General features: G+C 58.4%; 17 protein-coding genes. 3 read left to right on the top strand and 14 right to left on the bottom strand.

From position 1 onward, the window contains the following. Window positions 1–175: 175 nt before the first annotated feature. The 11 genes from ACQ4OD_RS00885 to ACQ4OD_RS00935 all read right to left on the bottom strand — a co-directional run bounded on the left by ACQ4OD_RS00885 (window position 176) and on the right by ACQ4OD_RS00935 (window position 15922). Complete coding sequence (locus ACQ4OD_RS00885; protein ID WP_430943717.1) at window positions 176–757, bottom strand: hypothetical protein; 582 nt, start codon at window positions 755–757, stop codon at window positions 176–178. Beyond that, a complete protein-coding gene (locus ACQ4OD_RS00890) occupies window positions 754–1551 on the bottom strand; it encodes a hypothetical protein (RefSeq protein ID WP_430943718.1) in 798 nt (265 codons plus the stop codon). The genes ACQ4OD_RS00885 and ACQ4OD_RS00890 overlap by 4 nt, the downstream gene beginning before the upstream one ends. Window positions 1552–1946: 395 nt before the next feature. Then, window positions 1947–2951, bottom strand: a complete 1005-nt coding sequence (locus ACQ4OD_RS00895) for a hypothetical protein (RefSeq protein WP_430943786.1) — start codon at window positions 2949–2951, stop codon at window positions 1947–1949. A 302-nt stretch (window positions 2952–3253) separates the two neighbouring features. After that, window positions 3254–9880 (bottom strand): DUF3320 domain-containing protein, encoded by a 6627-nt coding sequence (locus ACQ4OD_RS00900; protein ID WP_430943719.1) that lies wholly within the window; start codon window positions 9878–9880, stop codon window positions 3254–3256. A 314-nt stretch (window positions 9881–10194) separates the two neighbouring features. Beyond that, window positions 10195–10410, bottom strand: a complete 216-nt coding sequence (locus ACQ4OD_RS00905; protein ID WP_016499708.1) for a hypothetical protein — start codon at window positions 10408–10410, stop codon at window positions 10195–10197. A 609-nt stretch (window positions 10411–11019) separates the two neighbouring features. Then, window positions 11020–11403, bottom strand: coding sequence for a hypothetical protein (locus ACQ4OD_RS00910; protein ID WP_198754189.1), 384 nt, complete (start codon window positions 11401–11403; stop codon window positions 11020–11022). Window positions 11404–11427: 24 nt separating this feature from the next. Continuing rightward, window positions 11428–11991: a hypothetical protein gene (locus ACQ4OD_RS00915; protein ID WP_430943720.1), complete on the bottom strand. Its 564-nt coding sequence runs from the start codon at window positions 11989–11991 to the stop codon at window positions 11428–11430. A 243-nt stretch (window positions 11992–12234) separates the two neighbouring features. Then, window positions 12235–13140 (bottom strand): glycine betaine ABC transporter substrate-binding protein, encoded by a 906-nt coding sequence (locus ACQ4OD_RS00920; RefSeq protein WP_430943721.1) that lies wholly within the window; start codon window positions 13138–13140, stop codon window positions 12235–12237. A gap of 11 nt (window positions 13141–13151) precedes the next feature. After that, window positions 13152–13478 carry a putative quinol monooxygenase gene (locus tag ACQ4OD_RS00925; RefSeq protein WP_198754187.1) on the bottom strand — a complete coding sequence of 109 codons (327 nt, stop codon included), beginning with the start codon at window positions 13476–13478 and terminating at the stop codon, window positions 13152–13154. Between the two features lie 209 nt (window positions 13479–13687). After that, window positions 13688–14860 carry an L-dopachrome tautomerase-related protein gene (locus ACQ4OD_RS00930; RefSeq protein ID WP_277504124.1) on the bottom strand — a complete coding sequence of 391 codons (1173 nt, stop codon included), beginning with the start codon at window positions 14858–14860 and terminating at the stop codon, window positions 13688–13690. A gap of 54 nt (window positions 14861–14914) precedes the next feature. Then, entirely contained in the window at window positions 14915–15922 is a 1008-nt protein-coding gene (locus tag ACQ4OD_RS00935; RefSeq protein ID WP_111532844.1) for a zinc-binding alcohol dehydrogenase family protein, read from the bottom strand. Window positions 15923–16028: 106 nt separating this feature from the next. On the opposite strand from ACQ4OD_RS00935, the gene ACQ4OD_RS00940 reads away from it, so the two are divergent. After that, window positions 16029–16919 (top strand): LysR family transcriptional regulator, encoded by an 891-nt coding sequence (locus tag ACQ4OD_RS00940; RefSeq protein ID WP_110703451.1) that lies wholly within the window; start codon window positions 16029–16031, stop codon window positions 16917–16919. 64 nt (window positions 16920–16983) lie between these two features. Here the strand turns inward: ACQ4OD_RS00940 and ACQ4OD_RS00945 are convergent, their stop codons facing one another. The 3 genes from ACQ4OD_RS00945 to ACQ4OD_RS00955 form a co-directional block, all read right to left on the bottom strand. Then, the gene (locus ACQ4OD_RS00945; protein WP_430943722.1) at window positions 16984–17460 is read right to left on the bottom strand and encodes an Atu1372/SO_1960 family protein; all 477 of its coding nucleotides are present in this window, start codon (window positions 17458–17460) and stop codon (window positions 16984–16986) included. Window positions 17461–17578: 118 nt separating this feature from the next. Then, window positions 17579–18055: a VOC family protein gene (locus ACQ4OD_RS00950; protein ID WP_198754182.1), complete on the bottom strand. Its 477-nt coding sequence runs from the start codon at window positions 18053–18055 to the stop codon at window positions 17579–17581. A 208-nt stretch (window positions 18056–18263) separates the two neighbouring features. Further along, window positions 18264–19361 carry an alkene reductase gene (locus ACQ4OD_RS00955; protein WP_198754181.1) on the bottom strand — a complete coding sequence of 366 codons (1098 nt, stop codon included), beginning with the start codon at window positions 19359–19361 and terminating at the stop codon, window positions 18264–18266. A gap of 177 nt (window positions 19362–19538) precedes the next feature. Here ACQ4OD_RS00955 and ACQ4OD_RS00960 point away from each other — a divergent pair, with 177 nt between their 5' ends. Both ACQ4OD_RS00960 and ACQ4OD_RS00965 read left to right on the top strand, forming a co-directional pair. Then, the gene (locus tag ACQ4OD_RS00960; RefSeq protein WP_430943723.1) at window positions 19539–20459 is read left to right on the top strand and encodes a LysR family transcriptional regulator; all 921 of its coding nucleotides are present in this window, start codon (window positions 19539–19541) and stop codon (window positions 20457–20459) included. Window positions 20460–20503: 44 nt separating this feature from the next. Beyond that, window positions 20504–21478: a response regulator gene (locus ACQ4OD_RS00965; RefSeq protein ID WP_430943724.1), complete on the top strand. Its 975-nt coding sequence runs from the start codon at window positions 20504–20506 to the stop codon at window positions 21476–21478. The last annotated feature ends 5 nt before the right edge of the window (window positions 21479–21483 follow it).

A 21483-nucleotide genomic window follows, 5' to 3' on the forward strand; every position in this document is an offset into this window, starting at 1 on the left:
GGATTGCTTGAAGAGCTTGCTGCAAAAGCGGCTCCCCCGCCTCTGCCATACCCAAAATTGTACGCTTCATTTGGTCTATCTCAGCGCCTCTCTGAGCCAGATAAGCACACAATTTCGAGTTCATGAGGTTGTCCCCCGCAATATCAAGCGTCTCGGTGCTGAAGCGGTAGACTCATCAGACTACTGGATAAAACACAAATTGGCTGATGAGCTCAGCAGTTGATTCTGGAGAGGCAACGAATTCTGAGAGCTCCACATCCCACCATGTCCCCTCAAGTGTCTCTGTGAGTACCGATCGAGAAAGAGCATCACCACTAGGATACTCAGCCTCCCTCCATTGCTCCAGGACATCAGATTGCCCTCCATCAGTTATCCAGTAAGCATAAATTCTGACGTTAGGACTCATCTCGCCAAGCTTTAGTGGGTCGGGCTGCCCATTTCCCGAGCGATTCGGTTTCAGCACTGTAGGCTCGGTATGAAGATGAAACTCCAATAGAGCAGGCTGTTCACCGTCAGACCTTATGTATAGGAATTTGGCATTCATCAGTGGCAGGTAGTCCCAAGCCCATTTTCGAGATGGACGAGTACCTGATCGTGAAGGGCGCTCGAAATCGATAGGATCCCATAACCAAAAGGTGCTGCCGAATTTCGCTGCAATTTCGTCGAAGGACGGTAGAATCCTCTTGTAGAAAGCTGCGAGCAGGCGGTGCGATCGCTGCACCTGGTTGACGAGCACATTCACTTGTTCACGATTCATTTCCATTTTCTTTCATCCGCTTCAAGAGCACGTACTAACGGCATCATGGATTGCCAATCGATTGCTTGCTGCGCCATTTTTCGGTGGCTTATCGCGCGCCAGTCCTCAAGCACATCAAAAGATGTGCTGAACTGGTCTGCCGGCGAGAGGAGATTAAATAGGTCGTTGAACGGCGCACAATCGTTGTTCATTCCAAAGAGGCTAAAAGCTTCAAGCCAATCCTGGATGATGCGCGAGTCCCTCACATCTGCCTTTGCTAGAATCAAGGCCAGACCTCTCATCACCTCCCCCCATTCTCTGCAGACAACTTGTAAACCTGCGTCAGCAAACTCATCCTGAAGAGCAGCCGCCAATTCGCTCGAATGGTTTGGATTTCGCCCCAGCGCGAGTAGAACAATTGGCTTCGATTCCTCCTCTTCAAGCAGAAGGGCTTCTACCTCAGCTCGCCACTGAGCTAGCCGTTGGGTACCGGCATGGGGAGGTTTTACCTCCACCAACACCTGATGTTTAGGGTAGTCGATGAGCACGTCAGGCTCTACAAATCCTCGACGTTTCCCTGCTCCTAACTTCGGCCAAAACTCGATAGCTTGAAGAGCCCCCAGTGCGGAGGCAATCTCTGCGCCGAGTAGTAGACTCAAAACCTGGCCGTGTGCGTCATCACTCAGATAGGACAGACGACCGAACAGTACCCCAGTCAGAAGATCTTCTCGCTTTCGGAAAAGTTCACGCCAACTTATTACTCGGCCGTCAATCTCGACTCGACCTGCCTTACCGTGAAGAACTGCCGTAAGCATCGACGCATCCTTGAACTTCGTGTTGGTTACAGAACTGCATTCACTGGCCGCAACCGATCATCTGGCCCGCCGGAGTGATGGTACACACGTTGCCTTCACTGTCTTCTGTGTGAGAACCACTGCTATCAGTCCAAGACTTGATCGAATAGCTATTGCCCTCGCTATCTGTAGACTCGACGACGTGGCCATTAAGATACGGACGGGTTTCGGTATCTAGGTGATAGGTATTGCCTTGGGTGTCCCAAGATCTCGCATGGACATCGCCATCTGAGTCAGTGTCAACGTCCGAGCAAACCATGTACTCCCCTTCTCCATAGCATTCAGCCTGCGCGGCTGAAGCCATGAGCAGTGCCATACATGCGATCAGCGTGGAGATTGTTTTTCCCATGCCACACCTATACAGCAACAGCGAATCGTTGAGCGTCCAAGGCAGACACCGCAACAAAGCCGGAGCTTTTCTTAAAGATCATGTTGTGAACAAAGTTCTTCATCGCGTCTGACGGATCAATTGCCTCAAGGTTCAGGCCATCGACTGTGGCCCGAGAGAACGCGACGCTGAGAATAGGTTGATCCTCCATATGCCCTGTCGAACTGTTGAGCACGTTATCCATCGCTGTCACGATCACCAGGTCGTCCGGGAGGATCGCCAACAACTCTCTTCCCACACGCAAAGCGCAGCTGCAGACGTAATCCTGATGGAGCTCATTGAAACGTCCAGCTGGCATCGCTTTGGTTGAGAGCTTGCCGCTCTTGAGCAGAGACCTGATTTCGGAGGGGATGACGTGTGAACCGTGGATGGCCAGCTTCGCTTCCAGAACTCCGCCCTCATGGACGATCATCTGGATAGATGAGCCTAGATGGGAGATTTCCTCCAAAGACTCGAAAGCCTCAATAGCATCAAGCTTCGCTTGGCGGTCACCATCGAGGATACGTAGAGCAATATCACGCTCCTCAGCCCAATCGTCGTGTGAAGTCTTCCATTCTTCAAGCTCTGCCTGAAACAGTCTTTCGTCTTCGGCAGCGGCAACGCCGATTCTCACCAAAAGCGCTTCGCGCTGGCGACGCTCAAGCTTGAAAAGCCGTGCCCAGAAATTAGGGCGATAGCTAGCAGATGCATGATGTGCGGCTTGCTCGAGCGCTCCGGCCTTCAAGGGTTGCCTGGGCTCTGGCGTTGAGAGGATCTTCTTCCATTGCACCGGCTCAGAGCATTCTTTGTGCATGGAAAGCAGGAGATCGATGTGATTTTCATAGACCTCTACCTCGTACGCTGCTTGCTCCAGAGCCTCCATCTTGTCGAACTCTTTTTGCCTCTTCTCGAGCTCACGCTGCCGACGATGAGCGTTGCGCTCAGCGCGTCTGGCCGATGCCTGCAGCGATCTTACAGTCCCTTTCCAACCCATCACAAGGAGATTCCGTATGACAGATCGTCGCCCTCTCAACCCCAACGTGAACGTTCCAAAGCCTGGCGGTGGTGAACAACCACGGTCTCGTAACAAGGACGGTCAAGTCCGCGATAAACGGAGCGATGCTGGCAAACCGCGCGGCAAATGACGGTTTACAGGTCAGCAGCATACGATCTCGCTGCTGACCTGTTCTGCCACTGCAAATTAGCCTTCGTGTGTACACAGGCGCGGCACAATTCGAAGCAACAGTGCTACACCCTGAATCGATAAGGGGCGCTGGTAATGCGCCCTATCGAGTATCACTCTGCGATCCGCTTTATCGCTTTTTCGATACGCTGACGGCCCGCGTGGGCAAGCTTACCGACCCCGGCTTCCTTGGCTACTGCGTAAACCAGCCCCTCTCCTACGTGTCCATGCTTAGTCATTTCATCTACTAAGGCACCTAGTTCGGGCAAGCAGATTTCAGCAAGTGGGCGAATGGCATCGTCATCACCGGGCCTACGAAAGACAACGTTCATATCCGACTCGAGATGAGTCGGCCAGAAGAATGTTCCTGCCTGCTCCTCTTCATGAGATCGGAATCGTGCCCGCGCTATTTGATCGACGCGATCACGAATGCGCGAGCCCGTTCTGACCCAGCCATGAGCACGCGCGATACGCCGTGCAAGCGCCATATCGAGCACAGGCCCCTCCTCTGCCACCACATGGGCAATCATCTGTTCCAAGGTAGCCGTGTAGCTCGCTTCGAAGAATCTGTCTGGATCAACCGCCTTCACAGCCTCGGCAGGGTCTGCTTCCTTGTAAACCAGGTGCTCTACTGGCACATAAGGAATCACGGTATCTTCTGCTGCTTGAGCCGCGGCAGCTCTGGCGTATTTCAACTCTGGCATTGCACCAGACGGATCATTGGCTCCGGCAGCTGAAGTCGAAGCTACAACAGCAACCTGATCCACAACCTCAATGACTTCAGCCATGGCAGCATCGACTTTTAGGCGCTCAGCCTCATGGGCAGCATCGATGACCGCCTGCTTGGCCCTCGATTCGGCAAGCAGTTCGGTGAGACGTTGATGCACCTTTTCTGCGGTTCCCACGGCATCAACCCACCAGTCGGTCGACCAGATCCTAACGATCTCCCAGCCAAGTCCACGCAGCACAAACTCACGCAGCTTGTCGCGATCACGCGCAGTCGCACTGCGGTGATAGGTAGCCCCATCGCACTCGACACCGGCTAGGAAGCGCCCTGGAGCATCAGGGTGCACAACCCCCAAGTCTACTCGGAAGGAAGAGACACCAATCTGGGTATGGATCTGCCAACCCTTCTTGGCCAAGGCAGCAGCGACTGCCTCTTCAAATGGGCTATCGAATCCACCCACACTACCGAAATTAGCTTCAGCCAAGGCCTGCGGCCCACGTTCAGCAAATTCGAGGAAATGCTTCAGGTCACGCACCCCGACGGCTTGCGTCCGAGCAAGGTCAATGTGCTCTGGGCGGAGGGTCGAGAACAGCACCAGTTCTTGGCGAGCACGCGTAATTGCAACGTTCAGTCGGCGCTCGCCACCTGGACGGTTCATCGGGCCGAAGTTCATAGACATCACGCCGGCAGCGTCTTTTCCGTAGGTGGTCGAGAAATAGATGATGTCCCGCTCGTCGCCCTGGACACTTTCCAGGTTCTTCACGAACACAGGCTCGAGCTCAGACTCAGCGAAGTACGAGTCGAGCGACGGATCCCTCCGGCATGCCTCATCGAGCATGTCCATGATGAGCTTCTGCTGCTCACCGTTGAACGTGACCACTCCCACAGTACGACGGCTCTCACGGAAGGCCGGTGACTGAAGGCGAGCAACAAGGTCAGCAACTAGGGCTCTTGCTTCAATCAGGTTGGTACGTGAGCCGCCCTTGTCGTAAACACCAGCAACTGGACACAGCCTCACAGCCTTATCAGCCGTGAATGGCGAAGGGAACGTCACCAGCTTCGAGCCGTAGTAACGCTGGTTGGAGAACGCGATCAGGCTCTCGTGACGGCTGCGATAATGCCAGTTCAGGTTGCGCATCGGCAGGTTCGCGCTGATGCATTCATCCAGGATGCTCTCGAGATCCGCTTCGACATCCTCATCATCAGCAGTGGACTCAGCCCGGTCAAAGAACGAGGTCGGCGGCAGCTGTTTCGGGTCACCTACCATCACGACCTGCTTTCCTCGCGCCATCGCACCAATTGCATCCCAGACCGGAATCTGAGAGGCCTCATCGAAGATGACGAGGTCGAACGGGGTTGAGGCTGGCGGCAGGTATTGGGCAATCGAGAGCGGGCTCATCAGCAAGCAAGGCGTCAGCTTGGTGAGGGCTTCTGGTGCCCGGGTCATCAACTCACGCAATGGAATATGCTTGGTTTTCTTGCCCATCTCATGACGCAGCAAGCCCCACTCTGAAGAGCGGCTCACGCTGTCCTGACTTGGCAGGTCAGCACACAGCCGAGCACGGAGCCAGTCCTTCGTCAGCTCGGTGAACTTGTCATCCAGCGCTCGGAAATCGCGAATACGCTGTTCATGCTCAACGCTGACAAATGTCCGGATCACTTCCTCGTTATCGACAGTGGTATTCAGCCACCAGCGAGCATAATTCACCTCGAAGACGCGGCGGACTTTTCCGGAGGTGATGGCTCCGCTTTCCATGGCCTGGACAATTGGGGCGAGGCCAACGGCGAAGGCCTCATCGCGCACCTTCCTCCAGGCACACCATGCCTTGAGTCGCGCCTCGGACGAAACTACGGTTTCGCAATTTTTCTTGAGATCATTCAACGAAAGGTTTGAGGTCTCAACAGCACCGGCCTCGGTGAAGTGACCGATCGAAGTCAGATGCGATGAACGCTCCTGCAACAACGCAAGCTTTTCGCGCAGGCCAACGCCTGCGAGAGCTATCGCACCTTCAGGCTCTAGCAAAGCGTTGCCATCGCCCAAGAGCGTTTGAAGGGGAGCCTTGTAAGCTGCAATCTGCTCCGGGTTCAGCGCGAGCTTCGCAACAGCAGTTGCTACCTGCCTTTGGAACACCACAGCCTGACGTGCAATCTCAAGCTTGGTCTTCAGGTCACTCCAGACCGGTACCAGTTCTCGCAGGTCAGCCAGGTCGGACAGATCACGTTCAACCGCTGCCCGCTCCTTCAACAGATCGAAGTCACCTTTCAGCAAGGCTCCACAGCGGCCCTCCTGCACTTCTGGGTGATCATCAACAAGGCGACCACGTTCTTCGATATCCCGACGCTCAGCCTGGAAGCACAGCGCTGCAGTAAGGAGTTCAATGTTAGTGTCCTTGCCGCACCAAAGCTGCTGAGTGCTCGAGCCAAGGTCGGACAAGGCACCCATATCGCTATCAAGGCGAGTCAGCGTGCGAAGCCGTCGCAGTTCTTCCTTAAATGCATCACCCAGCTGGCCTTGCTCGACCAACTGGAGCCCATCATCGATCCAGTCCGAGTCTGATTGCTGGAGCCGAATGGCCTCTTGAAGTTTGATCGACGTCGAAAGCTTCTCAGCGTCAGACTTAGAACCTTGCCAAACGGCAACGCACTCTTGCCCTGGCTCAAGCTCATCAATAGCGCGGCGCACGGCACGTATTTCTGCCCAGGTGGCTAAATCCTTACCTTGATCGGCCTCGCCTGCAGTGGTTTGAGTCGGGGCTAGCAAACCTGCGATACGACGCTTACCGAACCAGGACTTTGGCCAGAACGATTCCTCAGCCTCCTTCCACTCTCTCAGCAACAAATCGATGTCGAGCGATTCGATCGTATCGCCATAGGTCGCACTGAGCTGCTGCTTGAGCTCTACTATTTGGCTAAGCAGTGCCACCGCCTGAGCAAGCACATCGGTGACACTTTCCGGCCAGGCCGGGCTGAGCTCACCGAATATGGTGCGACGTTGCTGCAGCAGGTCAATACCCTGCTTCGCATCCGCCACAACGCGAGAAGTCCAGAGCGGCGAAAGCTTAGCGTTTAGCTCTCGATGTTGTTCAACCCACGCACAGCCATCGCTCAGCCGTTGAGAAATGGAGCGGGCTTCAGGCCGCAACGCGAAGCGCCAATCCTGTCCTGCTGCCGCGGGTAGTGCCTGGGAAAGGACTGACAGCCCCTCCAGTGCACCCGGGGTGTATTCCGAAGCTAGGAGCCCAGCCAACTCAACGAACCGATCAGCCGCACACTGGACATCCAAGACGGCAGGCAACACATCACGAGCCGCCTGCACGAACTGTTGTTGCCAATGAGGTGACCATTCCGCTTGACCAACTGCGGACAACGCATTACCAGCAAGCAGGCTGTAGCCCACAGCCTGCGCGTTCACTTCGAGGCGATCGCCCAATTCACGAAGCTCAAGCATGGCCTTGTGGTCATGCGTGTCAGGTGACGCCCAGCCAACAGGGGCAACAGCTTCATCGACACCCGAAGTGACCGTGCCAATCGCATCGTAGATGGTGTAACCGTTGCGATGGCGCCGGTGCAGTCGCTCGACGTAAATGTTCAGGCTGTCGCGCAGCGTTGCGAGACGCTGAGCCTCAACCTCCCATGCAGCGGAATCGACCTGCCCTTTTGCCTCCCAAGCGGACTGCAGCTGGGCCAGCACATCAGTTTTCCGAGCCTTGCTTGAGTGCAACTCGAGGCAGAACTCACCCAAGCCAATCTCACGCAAGCGACGGTACACGACATCCAGCGCGGCGATCTTCTCCGAGACGAACAGCACGCGACGCCCTTGGGCAATCGACTGGGCGATCATGTTGGAAATCGTCTGGCTCTTGCCAGTACCGGGTGGGCCGATGAGCACAAAGTCTTTGCCCTTGGCTGCAGCCATCACTGCAGCCAACTGAGATGAGTCAGACGGCAGCGGGCAGAAAACGTCTGTCGGGCCGTAGTCGCGATCCAGCGATTGCGCCTCTGGGAACGGTGTATCCGAAACGAACGAATCGCGTGGGGTATCCAGAAGGTGCTGAACGACTGGGCTCTGCCGCAGGTGCTCAGCGTTCTCGGCCAGATCCTTCCACATGAGGTATTTGGCAAACGAGAACATCGACAGCACGACGTCTTCGCTCAACTCCCAACCTGGGATGTCCTTGATGGCATGGCCAACCTTGTTCCAAATACCGGCGATATCAAGTCCAGAATCGTCCCGAGGCAATTCGTGCTCCAGCGACCCCAAGCCCAATTCGAAATCCTGTCGAAGCATCTCAATCAGGGTGGGGTTGAAGCGCGGCTCATCATCGTGAAGCACCATGGTAAATCCGGAGCGAGCGCTCTTGCGCTCCAGCGTAACCGGTATCAAAACCAATGGCGCCTTGTACTTCTGCCCTGCTCTGTCCTCGCGTGTCCAACTCAGGAAGCCAATGGCCAAGAAGAGCGTATTGGAGCCGCCTTCCTGCAGCGCTGTACGAGCACCTCGGTACAGTTCGGTGAGTCGAACGTCCATCTCGTTGGATGTCAGCGCAACAAACACCTCTCTGCGATTGAGGGCATCCTCGGCATGCCTGCGACGAACATCCTCACGCTCACGTTGCTCATACAGAGCGCGCTCCCGCGGATCAGCACCATCCATGAGGTCTGGGCGGGTGAGCAGCTTCAGCGACTGACCACTGGCCAATACGTCCTCGAGGGCTCCTGGATCTGGGGACTCCAGCTTCAGCGCCCGCTTGCCTGTCTTGAAGTTCAAGAGGTTGTTTCGAAGCGAGAGATCCAGGAGTTTGCGCTGCCACCGGCCAAGTCGGTCTGCTGGGTCGAGCTTGGAAAGGTCTTCGACCACTACCTCGTGGATCTCATCAGGGATTCCAGCCCCGTCCTCGACCAGGAGCGTCGGAGAGTCCACCGGAACCTCATCAGCAATCCGTGCGATCTGAGCCTCAGCACTTGCGAGTGGCTTGATCCGTTGCAGTCGAGCCCGGCGAATGTCGAGCAGCATTTCAAATTCGCTGTCCGCGTCTTCGGCAATCTGCTTCTCACCTCTCTCGACTGCGTAAGAGAAGGTTGGGACAGGATTCTGCGTACTGAGCGTCGTTTCAAATAGAACCAGTTCCCGCAGCTTCACCCGCTTGCGTACCGCCGTCACATCATCGACAAGGGCAGTAGTGAATTCCTCGGGCTTCATCCACAACCCCGCGAAAGCGTGACCGCGGGTGAACACGATGACTGGGTTCAGCCCGATTTGCTCCAGGGCAGCGCAGAATAGCAGGGTAAGATCCATGCAGGTTGCCAAACCAGTATCGGCAATCTGGCTTGGGCTTCGCACCTTTTGACCTGACTGTTCAAAACTTGCCGGCGGCAATGCATAGTCGAGCTTCATCCGTGCGACGGCGCTCCAGACCGCAGACGCCAGCTGCCAAGCTCGCTTCGCGCCACCCTCGTAACCATCCAGCGATGAGCACAGTTCACTTTGGCGAAGCAACTCAGCCGTCTGCTTCAAGAGTCGTTCAACTGCCGCATCATTCGGCTGCACGAAGGCAGCCGTCATGTCAGGAATATGCCGCAACCCACCCCACTGATTTCGGGGCAGAAGGTCTACGACTTGCTCAAAACGGGAGACCTCCTTTCTGCCGCTCTCGGCTTCCTTGTCGTCCGCCTCAAGCACGAAGGTGAATGTCGACAGCTCAGCTTCGGTCAGACGACTAAGCAACGGGCCGTCCAAGACCAGATCAAGACCAGGAATGATCCGGAAGCTATCTGCCCCAATCTCGTCGATCCGCCACACCTTGGCCTTGAACACCTCAGGTTCTGAGGTCAATGTCAGGGTCGCATTAACGAAACGGTCTTCGGTCTCGTTCGCTATACGAAGTTCGCGAATTACGGGAATGGCGTTCTGGAAGTCGGCAAGGTTCAGCTTCGCCACAAGGGTGGCAAGGATCTTGACTTCTTTAGGTGGGATTTCTTCTTGAGCAGCGGGGGGCTGAACGATGTCGTCCATGCGCAACCTTCCTTGTTGTGATGCTCAAGGGAGTGCCGGACAGACCGGCCGCGAAGGGATCCTCTTGAGCTGATGGCGGGATGATAGCGCTTCCTGCTTCAGGCGTAATGATCCTTTGGTCGTTCGCTGATGCTTAATCTGTTCAGCTAAGCAGCGATCTGCAGCAAAGCGCAGATGCATCCTGACTTGCCACAGACCTATCAGCTCTAAAAAATTAGTATCAAAGGTTTTTCAAAAGTGGCACAAAACTGCAAAAAGTCACATCAAGACTGACTAGTTCAAGGAAAGCCAGCCACCTAAAACATTCCAGCGAACTATAAGCTAGATGTATTGGACTCAATACCTATCAATCTCATCTCAATGTTATTCAAGCCGTCATACACAACTTTTGCATAGGAATGTTCACCAACCCAGTTCAGCTCATTTTTTATTTCTGATAAATCATATTTTATATCATCTAGCTTTTGTGAAACCTCTTCATTGATAGCGACAAGCCGCTCCAGAAGCGTCTCAATATTTTCAGTACTCATAAAAACTCCTTTTCAAAGCAGAGGAAACGGTCTGGTAAGTTCTGCGCAAAGTGGTTGGAGGCTGGGCTAGCTTGGCTGCAAATAGACATTTTGAGGCGCAGCTTGCACATCGAGCAGTGGCGCAGTGCCATCATTAGCATAAAAATGACCTCCTGTGGAAGACCTACGCTTCGTAGTACCGCTTCATCGCCTCAACAGCGCTAGTGCTCAAGGCCACCGCGGCGCTGTTCGATCAGGCTCAGTAGCGATTTTATAGCCACACTCTGCGGCTTGGTTAAATCGTGCTGGAAAAATTCTCCTCGATCAGCCAGGTTGCTGATCAAGGACTCGCCCTTCAATTTGAATACATCAATTGGCGATACCGAGATACTTGCGGAACAGCTTCTGAATCGCCCTGAGCTTCGTAGGCACCTCTTTGTCTTGCACTGAGGCCAATAAAGCTAGTTTTATAAACATCAATCGATGAACGGCCGCATTCGTTTCGAGGACTTTGAGTCAGTAATCTCCGGCCCGTGAGTGGCTTATGAACATTTGACATCGCCCACTTGTTAAATGACGTATTAAGGGAGGTGACCTCCTGTGTCGATCACCTGTGGTTTTGCCTGCCGATCACGCTCGAGCTGCCGGCGCCATATCGACAACTGCACAGCGTCCTTTCGTGCGTACCTTCTGCACCAGTCGCGCTCTGTTGACGAACACATCGATCTGACAACTGCCTGAGTGCTGCACATCCTCCCAGTATTCCGTGTGCACAAGCTGTCCGTTCTGCGGCCCCGTGTAAGCACCCGCGGCTTCACGTGTGACATAGCTGCTGTCGCGCACATACCTGAGCACGACCAGATCCTCTTCCGGCACCACCATGACCTGCCGTGGCACGCCGAAGAAATCGATCAGCTCGCCCACCGGGCGATCTTTCCAGGCACTGCTGGCTTCCAGCGATGCGCAGCCGCTGAGCAATGTGGCCAACAGGCCCAATGCGAACAATCGGTTCATAAGGCCTTCTCCCTGGAGGCCGCTTTACTTGGCAGACATCTGTGCGAACCCTTCGTCGATCTTCTGCATGATGGCTGCCTTGGCAGCCTCGCGGTTCAATATCTGGAACAGCTGCGGCCCTGCCTTGGCTATTTGCGATGCCGGCATCACACCCAGGCGCTCCATTTTCCGGGCCTGGCGGTCAGCCGGTTTACACAGGAAGTCGCGGCTTTGCGCCAACCAGGTGTCAGGTTTGCTCTGCCATTGACTGGAATACTTGGCGTTGTGCAATTCATTGAAAACACTACGAAGATCCTGCGCACCCATGATGCGTACACGGTTCTTTGCACAGTCGATTTCGACATCGTACGCCGTAAAGTTTGGTTTGCCGGGCTCTTCGTAAAGCTGATAAACGCCCAATGATTTCGCGCCACCTGGGCGATTGAAGATGTTATTGGGGTCGCCGTCTGCGACGAACACCTGGTTCTTGCCCAAGCCACCTTGGTAGTGGACTACCCAAAAGTCGCCCATCTGTACATCGCTCGCCTGGGCAGCGAGGACATTGCATACAAAGGCGACAGGCAGGAGCTGCTTCTTGAACACGATCATGGGGGACAGTCCTTTGCCTATTCTTCGAGGCAATAGTTTCTCGCCTGAACATAAGGCAAAGGGCTATCTAGTACATCCGTCCTATGCACCGCTGATAGCGCAGCGGCCACCCCATTCGGGTCTTGAGCGCCCTCCTCTGCAGCCTCGCCGAAAGGCCCGACGCCAGTTGCGCATGATCCGTGTATCAGGGGACGATCTGTCAAAACCGTGTCGTCGATTAGGAGCCGTGCGACGCCCCTGGATTCAGGACACTGGCCGTAACCACGAAGCCAGCACCTGCGGGTGCTTCTCGAACCAGGCGCGCGCCGCTTCGTCAGGGCTCGCGCCGCGGCGGTTGATGGCGTGGTCGAGCTCGGCCACGATGGTGTTGTCCAGGCGGATGTTGTCGAGCACCTGCAGCTGTGCGGCACTGAAACCCGATAGCCGGTCGTCCCGTGCAAGCAATACGGCCCGGTCAACACTGCCCAGCAAACCCTTGGGGTCCTTGAGCTCGCGGATCCGATAGCTGTGATGCAGGAACTGCGGGTGCCAGAGCGGAACTATTCCCCATTTGCCCTCACGCACCAGTTGCTCATAGGCGGCGACGCATTGCTCCTGGGTCCCGGTACGGAAACTGTACCCGGCACTCACCAGGTCATAGTCGACCATCATTTTCAGGGAGAAGCGGGTAATGCCGGCGCCCGCCCCTATCCCTTGAATCTGTTTGTGCATGCGTGCGCTGACGCTGGGGTCAAGCAGGTCCTCTACCGACGCGACCATCGATTCCGGTACATAATCGGGAACCCCCCATAATGCATAGGGCGTGTAATGCAGCCCCAGCTCACGGGTTGCTACCTGTTCCTCCACCTGTGCCTTGTAAAGTCCATGGCTTGAAGGTATCCACGCCGACGCGAGCATGTCGATCGCGCCCTCGCGCAGCCGCTCGAAGTTGCGCTCGTGAGGCGCGCTGGAACGCTCCACCACGAAGCCCATGCGTTGCAACACCAGGGCCACGACCGCTGCTGTGGCATGGTGAAAAGACAAGTCGGTTACGCCGAGCCTGACCATGTTTGCCCCTCTCTCTTGCATGTGCCCACGCGCCAATGCCGCTGGCAGCAAAGCCACAGTGGCCAGGGCCTGGATGAATTGTCTGCGCTTGACCGGTCGCATTGCCCGCACCCTCAGGGATGGGGCGCAACGGCAGATGAAACCGGGTCAAGGAAAATCAGTTGCAAGGGCTCCGCCAACAGCTGGTCGGCCTGCTCGGCAAAACGCTGGAAGTGTGCGGTGGCCAGGTGGGTGTCCAGGGCCTGCTGGTGGTCGAACGCCTCGCGCATGTAGAACGTCCCGGGCTCGTCGCTGCGTTCGAACAGCATGTAGTCGCGGTTGCCGGGCTCCGCTCGGGTGGGCTCGATCAAGGCCAGCAAGGCCGCTTTCAGTGCCGGTGCCTGGCCCTGCCTGGCCTTGAGGATGGCAAGGGAAACAAGGGGTTGATCCTGTCGGTTCATATCGTGCTCCTGGTCGGTTGTCCAAGGCAGGCGCGGTAAGGCCTGCCTCGAGGTGTGTGTCAGTGTCTGCGGGCAGCTCGCCCGGAGTAACCTGGACTGCGCGTCAACACTTTCACGGCTGCAGTGAAAATACCGATCACATCTGTGTCGCCCGTGGCTTGCTGGTACAGCGGTAGAGCAAGTTGGGTTCACTGACGATCAACAAGTGCTCAATGGGTCGGTGCCGGCGCCGCATCGATCTTCAGGCGCATCAAGGCATAGGGTTTCTGCCGCAGGTCCCGCCCGCCTTGGAACAACGCCTGGCGGTGCAGTTGGTTGGCGATGAAGTACAGGTAGCCATCCGGCCCGATCGACAGGGTATCGGGCCAAAGCAGTCGCGGATCATGCACCAACGTCTGCCAGCGCCCGTCCGGCCAGCGCTTGCGGATGGCGTTATGCTCGTAATCGCCGGCATAGACAGCGCCCTCGGCGTCGGCCTCCATCCCATCGGAGGCGCCCTTTTCACCGAGGTCCTCCACGGCTGCGGCAAGCCGTTGCTCGCTGATGGCAGGGTCGCGCAACAAGGCGGTGGACACGGCATACAAGTGTCGGCTCGACAGCGGCGTGAAGTAGAGCGTCTGACCATCGGCTGACAAGGCGATACCATCGGACGCCACCGACAATGGTTTCGATGTGCCGTCCGGCTGGCTCGCCATCAGCGGTGTCCCCTCGACTACCGGAACAAAGCCTGGTGCCACGGAGGTCGAGAGGGCACCACTGAGACGGCGCTCGGCGCGACCGCTGGCGATGTCCATCACGATGATCGCCCCTGGACCGCGCAGCGAGGAGTCGGTCACATAGACCGTGCCTTCGGCGCCATGGCGAAAATCAAAGCGCATGTCATTGACGTAGGTGCTGGGCAACATCACGTTTTCCGGGAACACCAGCCGCTTGACGATTCGATTGCTCGCCAGGTCCACTGCGATCAACTTCGCGCCACCAGGGCGCGGCGCCTGAAACCCCGGTGCCGCAGTGTCCAGCAGCCAGACGCGGCCCCGGCCATCGGCAACTACGCTCTGCACGCTAATCAACCCTTTTGCGGGGTCCTTCGGGTCCTCCTGATTCAACGACAGGTCCGGAAAGGGTCGGACCTCGCCGTCACGAAGCTCGCCGACGGTGAAAGGGACCTTGTCGCCCCAGCGCGGATAGTTGACGAAGATGCGCCCGGCCTCGGTGACGGTGACGCCTGTCGGCATGGCGTCATGGAATGCATGGACCTGTTCGAGCTTGCCGAATGCCCGCTCTGCGGGCGCATGCGCAGATAGCGCATTGGCATCGATAACCTGCGCAGAGGACATACCTGCCGTCAGTGCGGCGCAGAGAAACACGGTTTGTTTAAGCATGCTTGCTCCTGGCGGACCGGATCGGCCGGTCCGCCGTTGTCTGTCAAATAGGTTTCAGAAGCCTTCCAGAACGATCTTGCCGCGCGCCTTGCCACTCTCGACCAACGCATGGGCACGGCGCATGTTGGCAGCATTGATGGCTCCGAAATGCTCGCCCAGAGTGGTGCGCAGGATGCCCTGGTCGATCAGCCCGGCCACGCGCTCAAGCAGCGCGTGCTGGCACACCATGTCGTCGGTCTCGTACAGCGAGCGGGTGAACATCAACTCCCAGTGCAATGACAGCGACTTGCGCTTGAGCGGCATGACATCGAGGGTCTGCGGGTCGTCGATCACACCCAGGCGGCCTTGCGGCCGCAGCACTTCAACCAGTTGCGCGAAGTGCTGATCGGTATGGGTGAGGCTGGCGACATGGCTGACCGACTCGATCCCCAGGGCACGCAGTTGCCCTTGCAGCGGCGCACTGTGGTCGATGACGTGATGGGCGCCCAGTTCGCGCACCCAGTCTGCGGTCTCGGCGCGGGAGGCTGTGCCGATAACCGTCAGGCGGGTCAGTTGCCGGGCCAACTGCACCAGCATCGAACCGACGCCGCCGGCGGCGCCGACGATCAGCAGGGCATCGCCCTCTCCGCCGCCCTCCACGATACCCAGGCGATCGAACAACAATTCCCAGGCGGTGATGGCTGTCAGCGGCAGCGCAGCTGCCTGCGCTGCACCCAGACTGCGTGGTTGATGCCCAACGATACGTTCGTCGACCAGGTGATATTCGCTGTAGCTGCCGGGCCTGGCGATGGAACCTGCGTAGTACACCTGGTCACCTGGCTTGAACAGGGTCACCTGCGGCCCGACTTCACGGACGATCCCGGCCGCGTCCCAGCCAAGTATTTTCGGCTCACGGGTGAAAGTGCCAGCGCGCACCTTGGTGTCGACGGGGTTGACCGACACGGCCTTGACCTCGACCAGAAGGTCCCTTGGCCCAGGGTTCGGCCTGGGCATAAAGATGTCTTGAAGAGACGCAGGGTCTTCAATAGGCAAGCCGTTGTGGATGAAACTGATCGCTTTCATAGGCACTCGCTACTGGATATGGTTTGATTCGTGAACCCAGTCTGGCGTGTCCGGTCATTGGGAAAAACGGGCCCTGCCCGTGAACACTTTCATTGCAGGAGTGATAATGATCCGTCTCGACGACCTGGGCATCTTCGTTCGCAGCGCCGCGCTGGGCAGTTTTACCGCGGCGGCTCACGAGGCCGATTTGTTGCCCGGCCAGGCGGCCGAGGCGGTCAAGCGCCTGGAGCGTGAGCTGGATGTGCGGCTGTTCGCCCGTACTACGCGCAGCCTGCGCCTGACGGCCGAGGGCGAGCAGTACCTGCCTTCTGCCCTGGCGGCCCTGGAAGCCCTCCGACACGGGCGGGACAACCTGAATCGGGAAAGCGCCCAGTTGAGCGGAACATTGCAGGTGGCCGCGCCCTCCGATCTGGGGCGTAACGTGCTGCTGCCCTGGCTAACGGCGTTTCGTCGCGAACACCCGCAGCTGAACCTGCGCTTCTTTCTCTCCGACCAGATCGCCGATCTGTTCCGTGACCCGGTGGATATCGCCATCCGCTACGGCCTTAACGCCGACGCCAACTATATCGCCCTGCCACTGGCACCTTGGAACCGCAAGGTGCTAGTGGCCTCGCCGGAGTACCTGGCGCGGCAAGGTGCGGTGCAGGCCCCCGAAGACCTGCGCGAACACCAGTGCCTGCTGTACATGCAGCAAGGCCGGATCTACGACAAGTGGCAACTGGGGGCGCAGACCGTCCAGGTGCGTGGCGCCCTGCTCTGCGACGATGCCGATATCGCCCGGCGCTGGGCCGTGGCCGGCGAAGGGATCACCTACAAATCCTGGCTGGATGTGAGCGACGACGTGCTGGCCGGACGACTCGTCGTACTGTTGCAGGATCACCCCGGGCCGATCATGCCGCTGAGCCTGGTGTGCCCGCACCGCAAGCAGTTGTCGCCTGCGGTGAGGCAGTTGCACGCCTGGTTGTCGTGCCGCTTCGCCGGGCTCGAGCGCGACTGATCAACGGGAACAGGCAACTGGCGAAGAACAGTTTGTTGGCCTGGATCATGATCAGGGCTCCCGTTCACTGGGCATCGATTTCAGCGAACAGGTACACCAGGCAGAAGCCGTCCATGGGCATCACGGGGTTGGACCAGATCATGCGTGTGTGACGGGCTCGCTCGTTGAAGACCTCCACCAACAGGTCCGAAGCACCATCCAGCGCCTTGGCATGATCGTAGAAGTCCTCGGCCACATTGAGCACGCCTTCGAGCCTGTAAATCTGACGGATCCGGCTCAATTCACCCACCGCATCCTTGAGCTGTGCGATCGCGTTCAACGCCGCCAAGCGGCAGGCCGCATAGCCTTGGCCGAGGTCGAGATCGCGCCCCAGGCGGCCTCGGTACTGCAATTGCCCATCGACCCAGGGAAACTGCCCAGACGTCATCAGCGTATTGCCGACGATGCTCCAGGGTACATAGTTGCCCAGTGCCGGTGCCGGTCTGGGCAAAGCCAGGCCGGCAGCTTGCAGGCGTGATTCGGGCGTGTCGAGCATGTTCATGGTGAGGTCCTTGTGCTGTTGTTATTGTCAAGCACGCGCAAGGCGCGCCTGGACGCCATGCCGAGGAAAACTCAAGCAGGAGGCAGGTCGCCGCAGATCCTTGTCGAACCAACGGCGGTCAATCTGCGCTGACGGTGTGAGGCGCTTCAATCTCTAGGTGCGGCATGCTCTGGCCAACGATTCGGCTACCCGGCACGTAGTCGAAGATCATCTCGATGGTTATGCCGTTAGGGTCCTCGAGAAACAGTTGGTGTTCGCCGATTTGTGGTATGACGCGTTCACGAAACGCAATACCCAGGGATTGCAATCGTGCCTGGACTTGCACCAGTCCCTCGCAACGCAGCGACACATGATCGAGTGAACCCGATCCATACCCGCCTGGCTTGTCGCCCAGGTACATCTGCAGTTCCTTTGGGTCGCCCTGGACACTGGCGATGTGCAACAGCGGCTGGTCACCGGCATACATCCAGTAACCCGGGAAAAGAAACCCCGGCCGGGGCCCTGGCACCAGGCCGATCACGTGCTCGAAGAACGCTGCGGTTTCTACCCAGAGCGGGGTGCGGATGGTGAAATGGTCGAGTTTAAGGATGCCCATGAAATCCTCCGGATTGGGGGTAATGCCAATAAGCGAGCCGTTGGAACACGCGGCTCATCGCACCGGTACATCGTGTTGGAGACCGGCATTGCGCGTGTCGAGTCTGGCGTGCTCAGTGCCCGGGATTAATCAGCCCTGCCCATGAACACTTTCATTGCACAAGTGACAATCATCCGGCTCGAAGCACCGGTTATCTTCGTTCGCCACGTCACTGATAGGCGGGATAGTCGCTGTAACCCACTTCGTCACCGCCGAACAGGCGGCTGCCCTCGAACTCGGCCAGCGGCCAGTCATGCTGCAGCCGCACGGGGAAGTCAGGGTTGGCGACGAAGGGACGGCCGAAGGCAACCAGGTCCACCAGGCCGGCATCGAGCAGCGCCTGGCCGCGCGCCAGGGTATAACGCCCGGCCACGATGATCGCACCGCTGAATTCGCGGCGCAGTTGATGCCGGAAGGGTTGCGGAATCTGCGGTGCGTCGTCCCAATCCGCTTCAGCCAGGTGCAAATAGGCGATACCCAAGGTGTCGAGCGTCTGGGCAGCCTGAAGAATGGTCGGGATCACGTCCGGGCAGTTCATGCCACGGGCGGTGATAAAGGGGGCCAGGCGTACACCGGTACATTGCGCGCCGATCTCCCCGGCGACGGCCCGGGTGACGTCGATCAGGAAACGGATACGGTTCTCGCGGCTGCCGCCATACTCGTCATTGCGCAGGTTCGAGGTGGTGCGCAAAAACTGGTCGATCAGATAGCCGTTGCCGGCGTGGATCTCGACCCCATCGAACCCGGCTTCGCGCGCATGCCGGGCGGCGAGGCGATAATCTTCGATCACCGCCTGGATATCCTCCTGGTTCAAGGCGCGTGGCTCGCTGACATCGACCATCCGCCCTACCCCATCGTCACCGACCACCCATACCTGCGCATCGGCACGCAGCGCGGAGGGTGACACCGGCTGGCCATCGTCGTGGAAGCTGGCGTGGGACATCCGTCCTACATGCCACAACTGCAGGAACATGCGCCCACCCTTGGCATGCACGGCATCGGTGACTTGTCGCCAGCCTGCCACTTGCTCGGCGCTGTAGATACCAGGGGTGAAGCTGTAGCCCTTGCCCTGGGGGCTGATCTGCGTCGCCTCGCTGATGATCAGCCCGGCGCTGGCGCGTTGGGCGTAATAATGCGCCATCATCGCATTGGCCACGTCTCCAGGCTGGGTGCTGCGTGAGCGGGTCATCGGCGCCATGACGATGCGGTTGGGCAGCGTGAGGGCGCCGAGTTCGTATGGGGTGAAGAGTTGCTGCGGGCTGGACATGGGAGGCTCCTGGTCAGATGGGGGCTTGGCTGGGGTGCTGGTAGTCATATGTGGTCGAACTTGAAAGCGAGAGACATGGGCGACATCGTCGCGCTCTGTCGGTGTCTGCATGATCATTTATTGGAAATGTGCGATAAATATGGCTTTTGGCACATAACTTTTAAGGAATGCTTACAAATGCAAGGGCTGGCAGAGTTGAAAGTGCTGGTCAGAACCGCCGACGCCGGTAGCCTCTCGGCCGCGGCGCGTGAGCTGGACATCAGCCCTGCGGCAGCCAGCCTCACGCTCAAGCGCCTGGAGTCGCGCCTGGGGGTTCGCCTGTTCGCCCGCTCGACGCGCCAGCAGCGCCTGACTGTGGAGGGTGAGCGCTATCTGGAAGCCGCGCGGCTTGCCCTGGCAGCATTGGACGAAGGAGAACGGGCAATTCGCGGGGGGCAGCAGGGTCTGGCCGGAGTATTGCAACTGGCGGCACCTTCAGACTTCGGCCGCAGTGTGCTGCTGGGTTGGTTGGATGAGTTGCGCGTCTCGCACCCACACCTGCAGATGCATCTGTTGCTCAATGACCGCCCCAACAACCTGTTCGGCGAACCGGTGGATGTCGCCCTGCGGTTCGGCGTCCCGGTCGATTCAACCCTGGTGGCCTTGCCGGTGCTGGAGGCGCATCATCGGGTCGCCTGCGCCAGCCCCGCCTACCTTGCCCGCCAGGGGGAGCCTGCATCACCTCAGGCGCTGGCCGCCCACTCGGCGATCATCTACCAGCGTCATGGGCGCCCCTACGATGTCTGGCGTTTCAGCCGTGGTGACGAGTTCTGCGAGGTCAAGGTCCGCGGCGACTATCGCAGCGATGATGGCGAAGTTGCCAGGCGCTGGGCGCTTGCCGGGCACGGGATCGTGTACAAGGCATGGCTCGATGTCGTCACGGATGTGCGTGCCGGGAGGTTGCGCGTCTTGTTCGCCGGCTGGCAGGGAGAGCCTGCGCCGGTCTACCTGATGTGCCCGCACAGGGTTCAGGTCAGTGAACGGGTCAGGGTCCTTCAGGCCTTTCTACGCGAACGCTGCACGTCGTTGGCCGGGACGCAGGACATCCGCGCCATCTGAATGGTAGGCTGCCTGTCGCTCAAGTCCGAACAGGCGTCGTCACCATGCCCACCGCGCACACTGCCAAGCCATATACCCTGCTGGCCATCGATGACGATCCGCAATCGCTGGTGATCCTGTCGAAGGTCCTCACGGCCGAGTACGAGGTGCTTCTGGCCAAGAGCAGCGCACGGGGACTGGAGCTGGCCAGGAACAGCCAACCCGACCTGATCATCCTCGACATTACCATGCCGGAAATGGATGGCTTCCAGGTGCTTGGCGAACTGCGCAAGCACGCGGTCACGGCCAGCATCCCGGTGATCTTCCTGACCTCTCGCACCAGCGTCGAGGATGAGCGACTCGGGTTCCTGCTCGGCGCATCGGACTACATCACCAAACCCATTTCACCACCGGTCGTGCTGGCCAGGGTCGCCACTCACCTGGGCTATCGCGACAAGCTGCTGCACCCCTGCCAACCCGATGGCGACTCGACGGCGGGCAGCGACATGCGCGAAGGGTTCATCAGTGCCCTGGCCTTGCAACTGCGGCATAACCCAAGGTTGCGCCTGGATGCGTTGCTGGACAGCTTCGCCGCCTTGCTCGGTCATGTGCTGAGCGAACCCGACCAGGGGGCGTTACGTTCGGCGGCCTGCCTGGCCTTGATCGGCCTCGGCCAACCGCACGACAGCCTGCCCCAGGCACTTGGCGCCGGTCGTTTGCTGATCGAGGAGATCATCGGCCACACCAATGCCGAGGACCCGGTGCTGAACCTGGCTTGGGACCTCAGCCATGCAGATGTCATGCTCGACGGGGGGGCGTCAAGCTCATTGCCGGAGCATGCCCCGCTGTCCACCCGCTTGTTCGCGCTCGTGCTGGCGTACCATTTGGCGCTGCTGCAGCCAGCGGCGAACGTGGCGCTTAGGCATGATCGGGCCCTTGGTGCAATGCTCTCGCACCCTGCGGCATCAAACCTGCCCAGTGACACCGAGAGTCTGTGCTCGACCCTGCTGGGCATCGCCCGTGCGCACCTGGACCGTTGAGCGAG

It is taken from the genome of Pseudomonas sp. WC1 (genome assembly GCF_050586565.1).
Lineage (GTDB): Bacteria > Pseudomonadota > Gammaproteobacteria > Pseudomonadales > Pseudomonadaceae > Aquipseudomonas.

Bases quoted from the DNA above. Each gene is read 5' to 3' on its own strand.
- ACQ4OD_RS00895 (WP_430943786.1), bottom strand. From the start codon at position 2,951: ATGGGTTGGAAAGGGACTGTAAGATCGCTGCAGGCATCGGCCAGACGC.
- ACQ4OD_RS00910 (WP_198754189.1), bottom strand. From the start codon at position 11,403: ATGAACCGATTGTTCGCATTGGGCCTGTTGGCCACATTGCTCAGCGGC.
- ACQ4OD_RS00925 (WP_198754187.1), bottom strand. From the start codon at position 13,478: ATGAACCGACAGGATCAACCCCTTGTTTCCCTTGCCATCCTCAAGGCC.
- ACQ4OD_RS00885 (WP_430943717.1), bottom strand. From the start codon at position 757: ATGAATCGTGAACAAGTGAATGTGCTCGTCAACCAGGTGCAGCGATCG.
- ACQ4OD_RS00940 (WP_110703451.1), top strand. From the start codon at position 16,029: ATGATCCGTCTCGACGACCTGGGCATCTTCGTTCGCAGCGCCGCGCTG.
- ACQ4OD_RS00900 (WP_430943719.1), bottom strand. From the start codon at position 9,880: ATGGACGACATCGTTCAGCCCCCCGCTGCTCAAGAAGAAATCCCACCT.
- ACQ4OD_RS00905 (WP_016499708.1), bottom strand. From the start codon at position 10,410: ATGAGTACTGAAAATATTGAGACGCTTCTGGAGCGGCTTGTCGCTATC.
- ACQ4OD_RS00955 (WP_198754181.1), bottom strand. From the start codon at position 19,361: ATGTCCAGCCCGCAGCAACTCTTCACCCCATACGAACTCGGCGCCCTC.
- ACQ4OD_RS00965 (WP_430943724.1), top strand. From the start codon at position 20,504: ATGCCCACCGCGCACACTGCCAAGCCATATACCCTGCTGGCCATCGAT.
- ACQ4OD_RS00945 (WP_430943722.1), bottom strand. From the start codon at position 17,460: ATGAACATGCTCGACACGCCCGAATCACGCCTGCAAGCTGCCGGCCTG.
- ACQ4OD_RS00920 (WP_430943721.1), bottom strand. From the start codon at position 13,140: ATGCGACCGGTCAAGCGCAGACAATTCATCCAGGCCCTGGCCACTGTG.
- ACQ4OD_RS00935 (WP_111532844.1), bottom strand. From the start codon at position 15,922: ATGAAAGCGATCAGTTTCATCCACAACGGCTTGCCTATTGAAGACCCT.
- ACQ4OD_RS00950 (WP_198754182.1), bottom strand. From the start codon at position 18,055: ATGGGCATCCTTAAACTCGACCATTTCACCATCCGCACCCCGCTCTGG.
- ACQ4OD_RS00890 (WP_430943718.1), bottom strand. From the start codon at position 1,551: ATGCTTACGGCAGTTCTTCACGGTAAGGCAGGTCGAGTCGAGATTGAC.
- ACQ4OD_RS00915 (WP_430943720.1), bottom strand. From the start codon at position 11,991: ATGATCGTGTTCAAGAAGCAGCTCCTGCCTGTCGCCTTTGTATGCAAT.
- ACQ4OD_RS00930 (WP_277504124.1), bottom strand. From the start codon at position 14,860: ATGCTTAAACAAACCGTGTTTCTCTGCGCCGCACTGACGGCAGGTATG.
- ACQ4OD_RS00960 (WP_430943723.1), top strand. From the start codon at position 19,539: ATGCAAGGGCTGGCAGAGTTGAAAGTGCTGGTCAGAACCGCCGACGCC.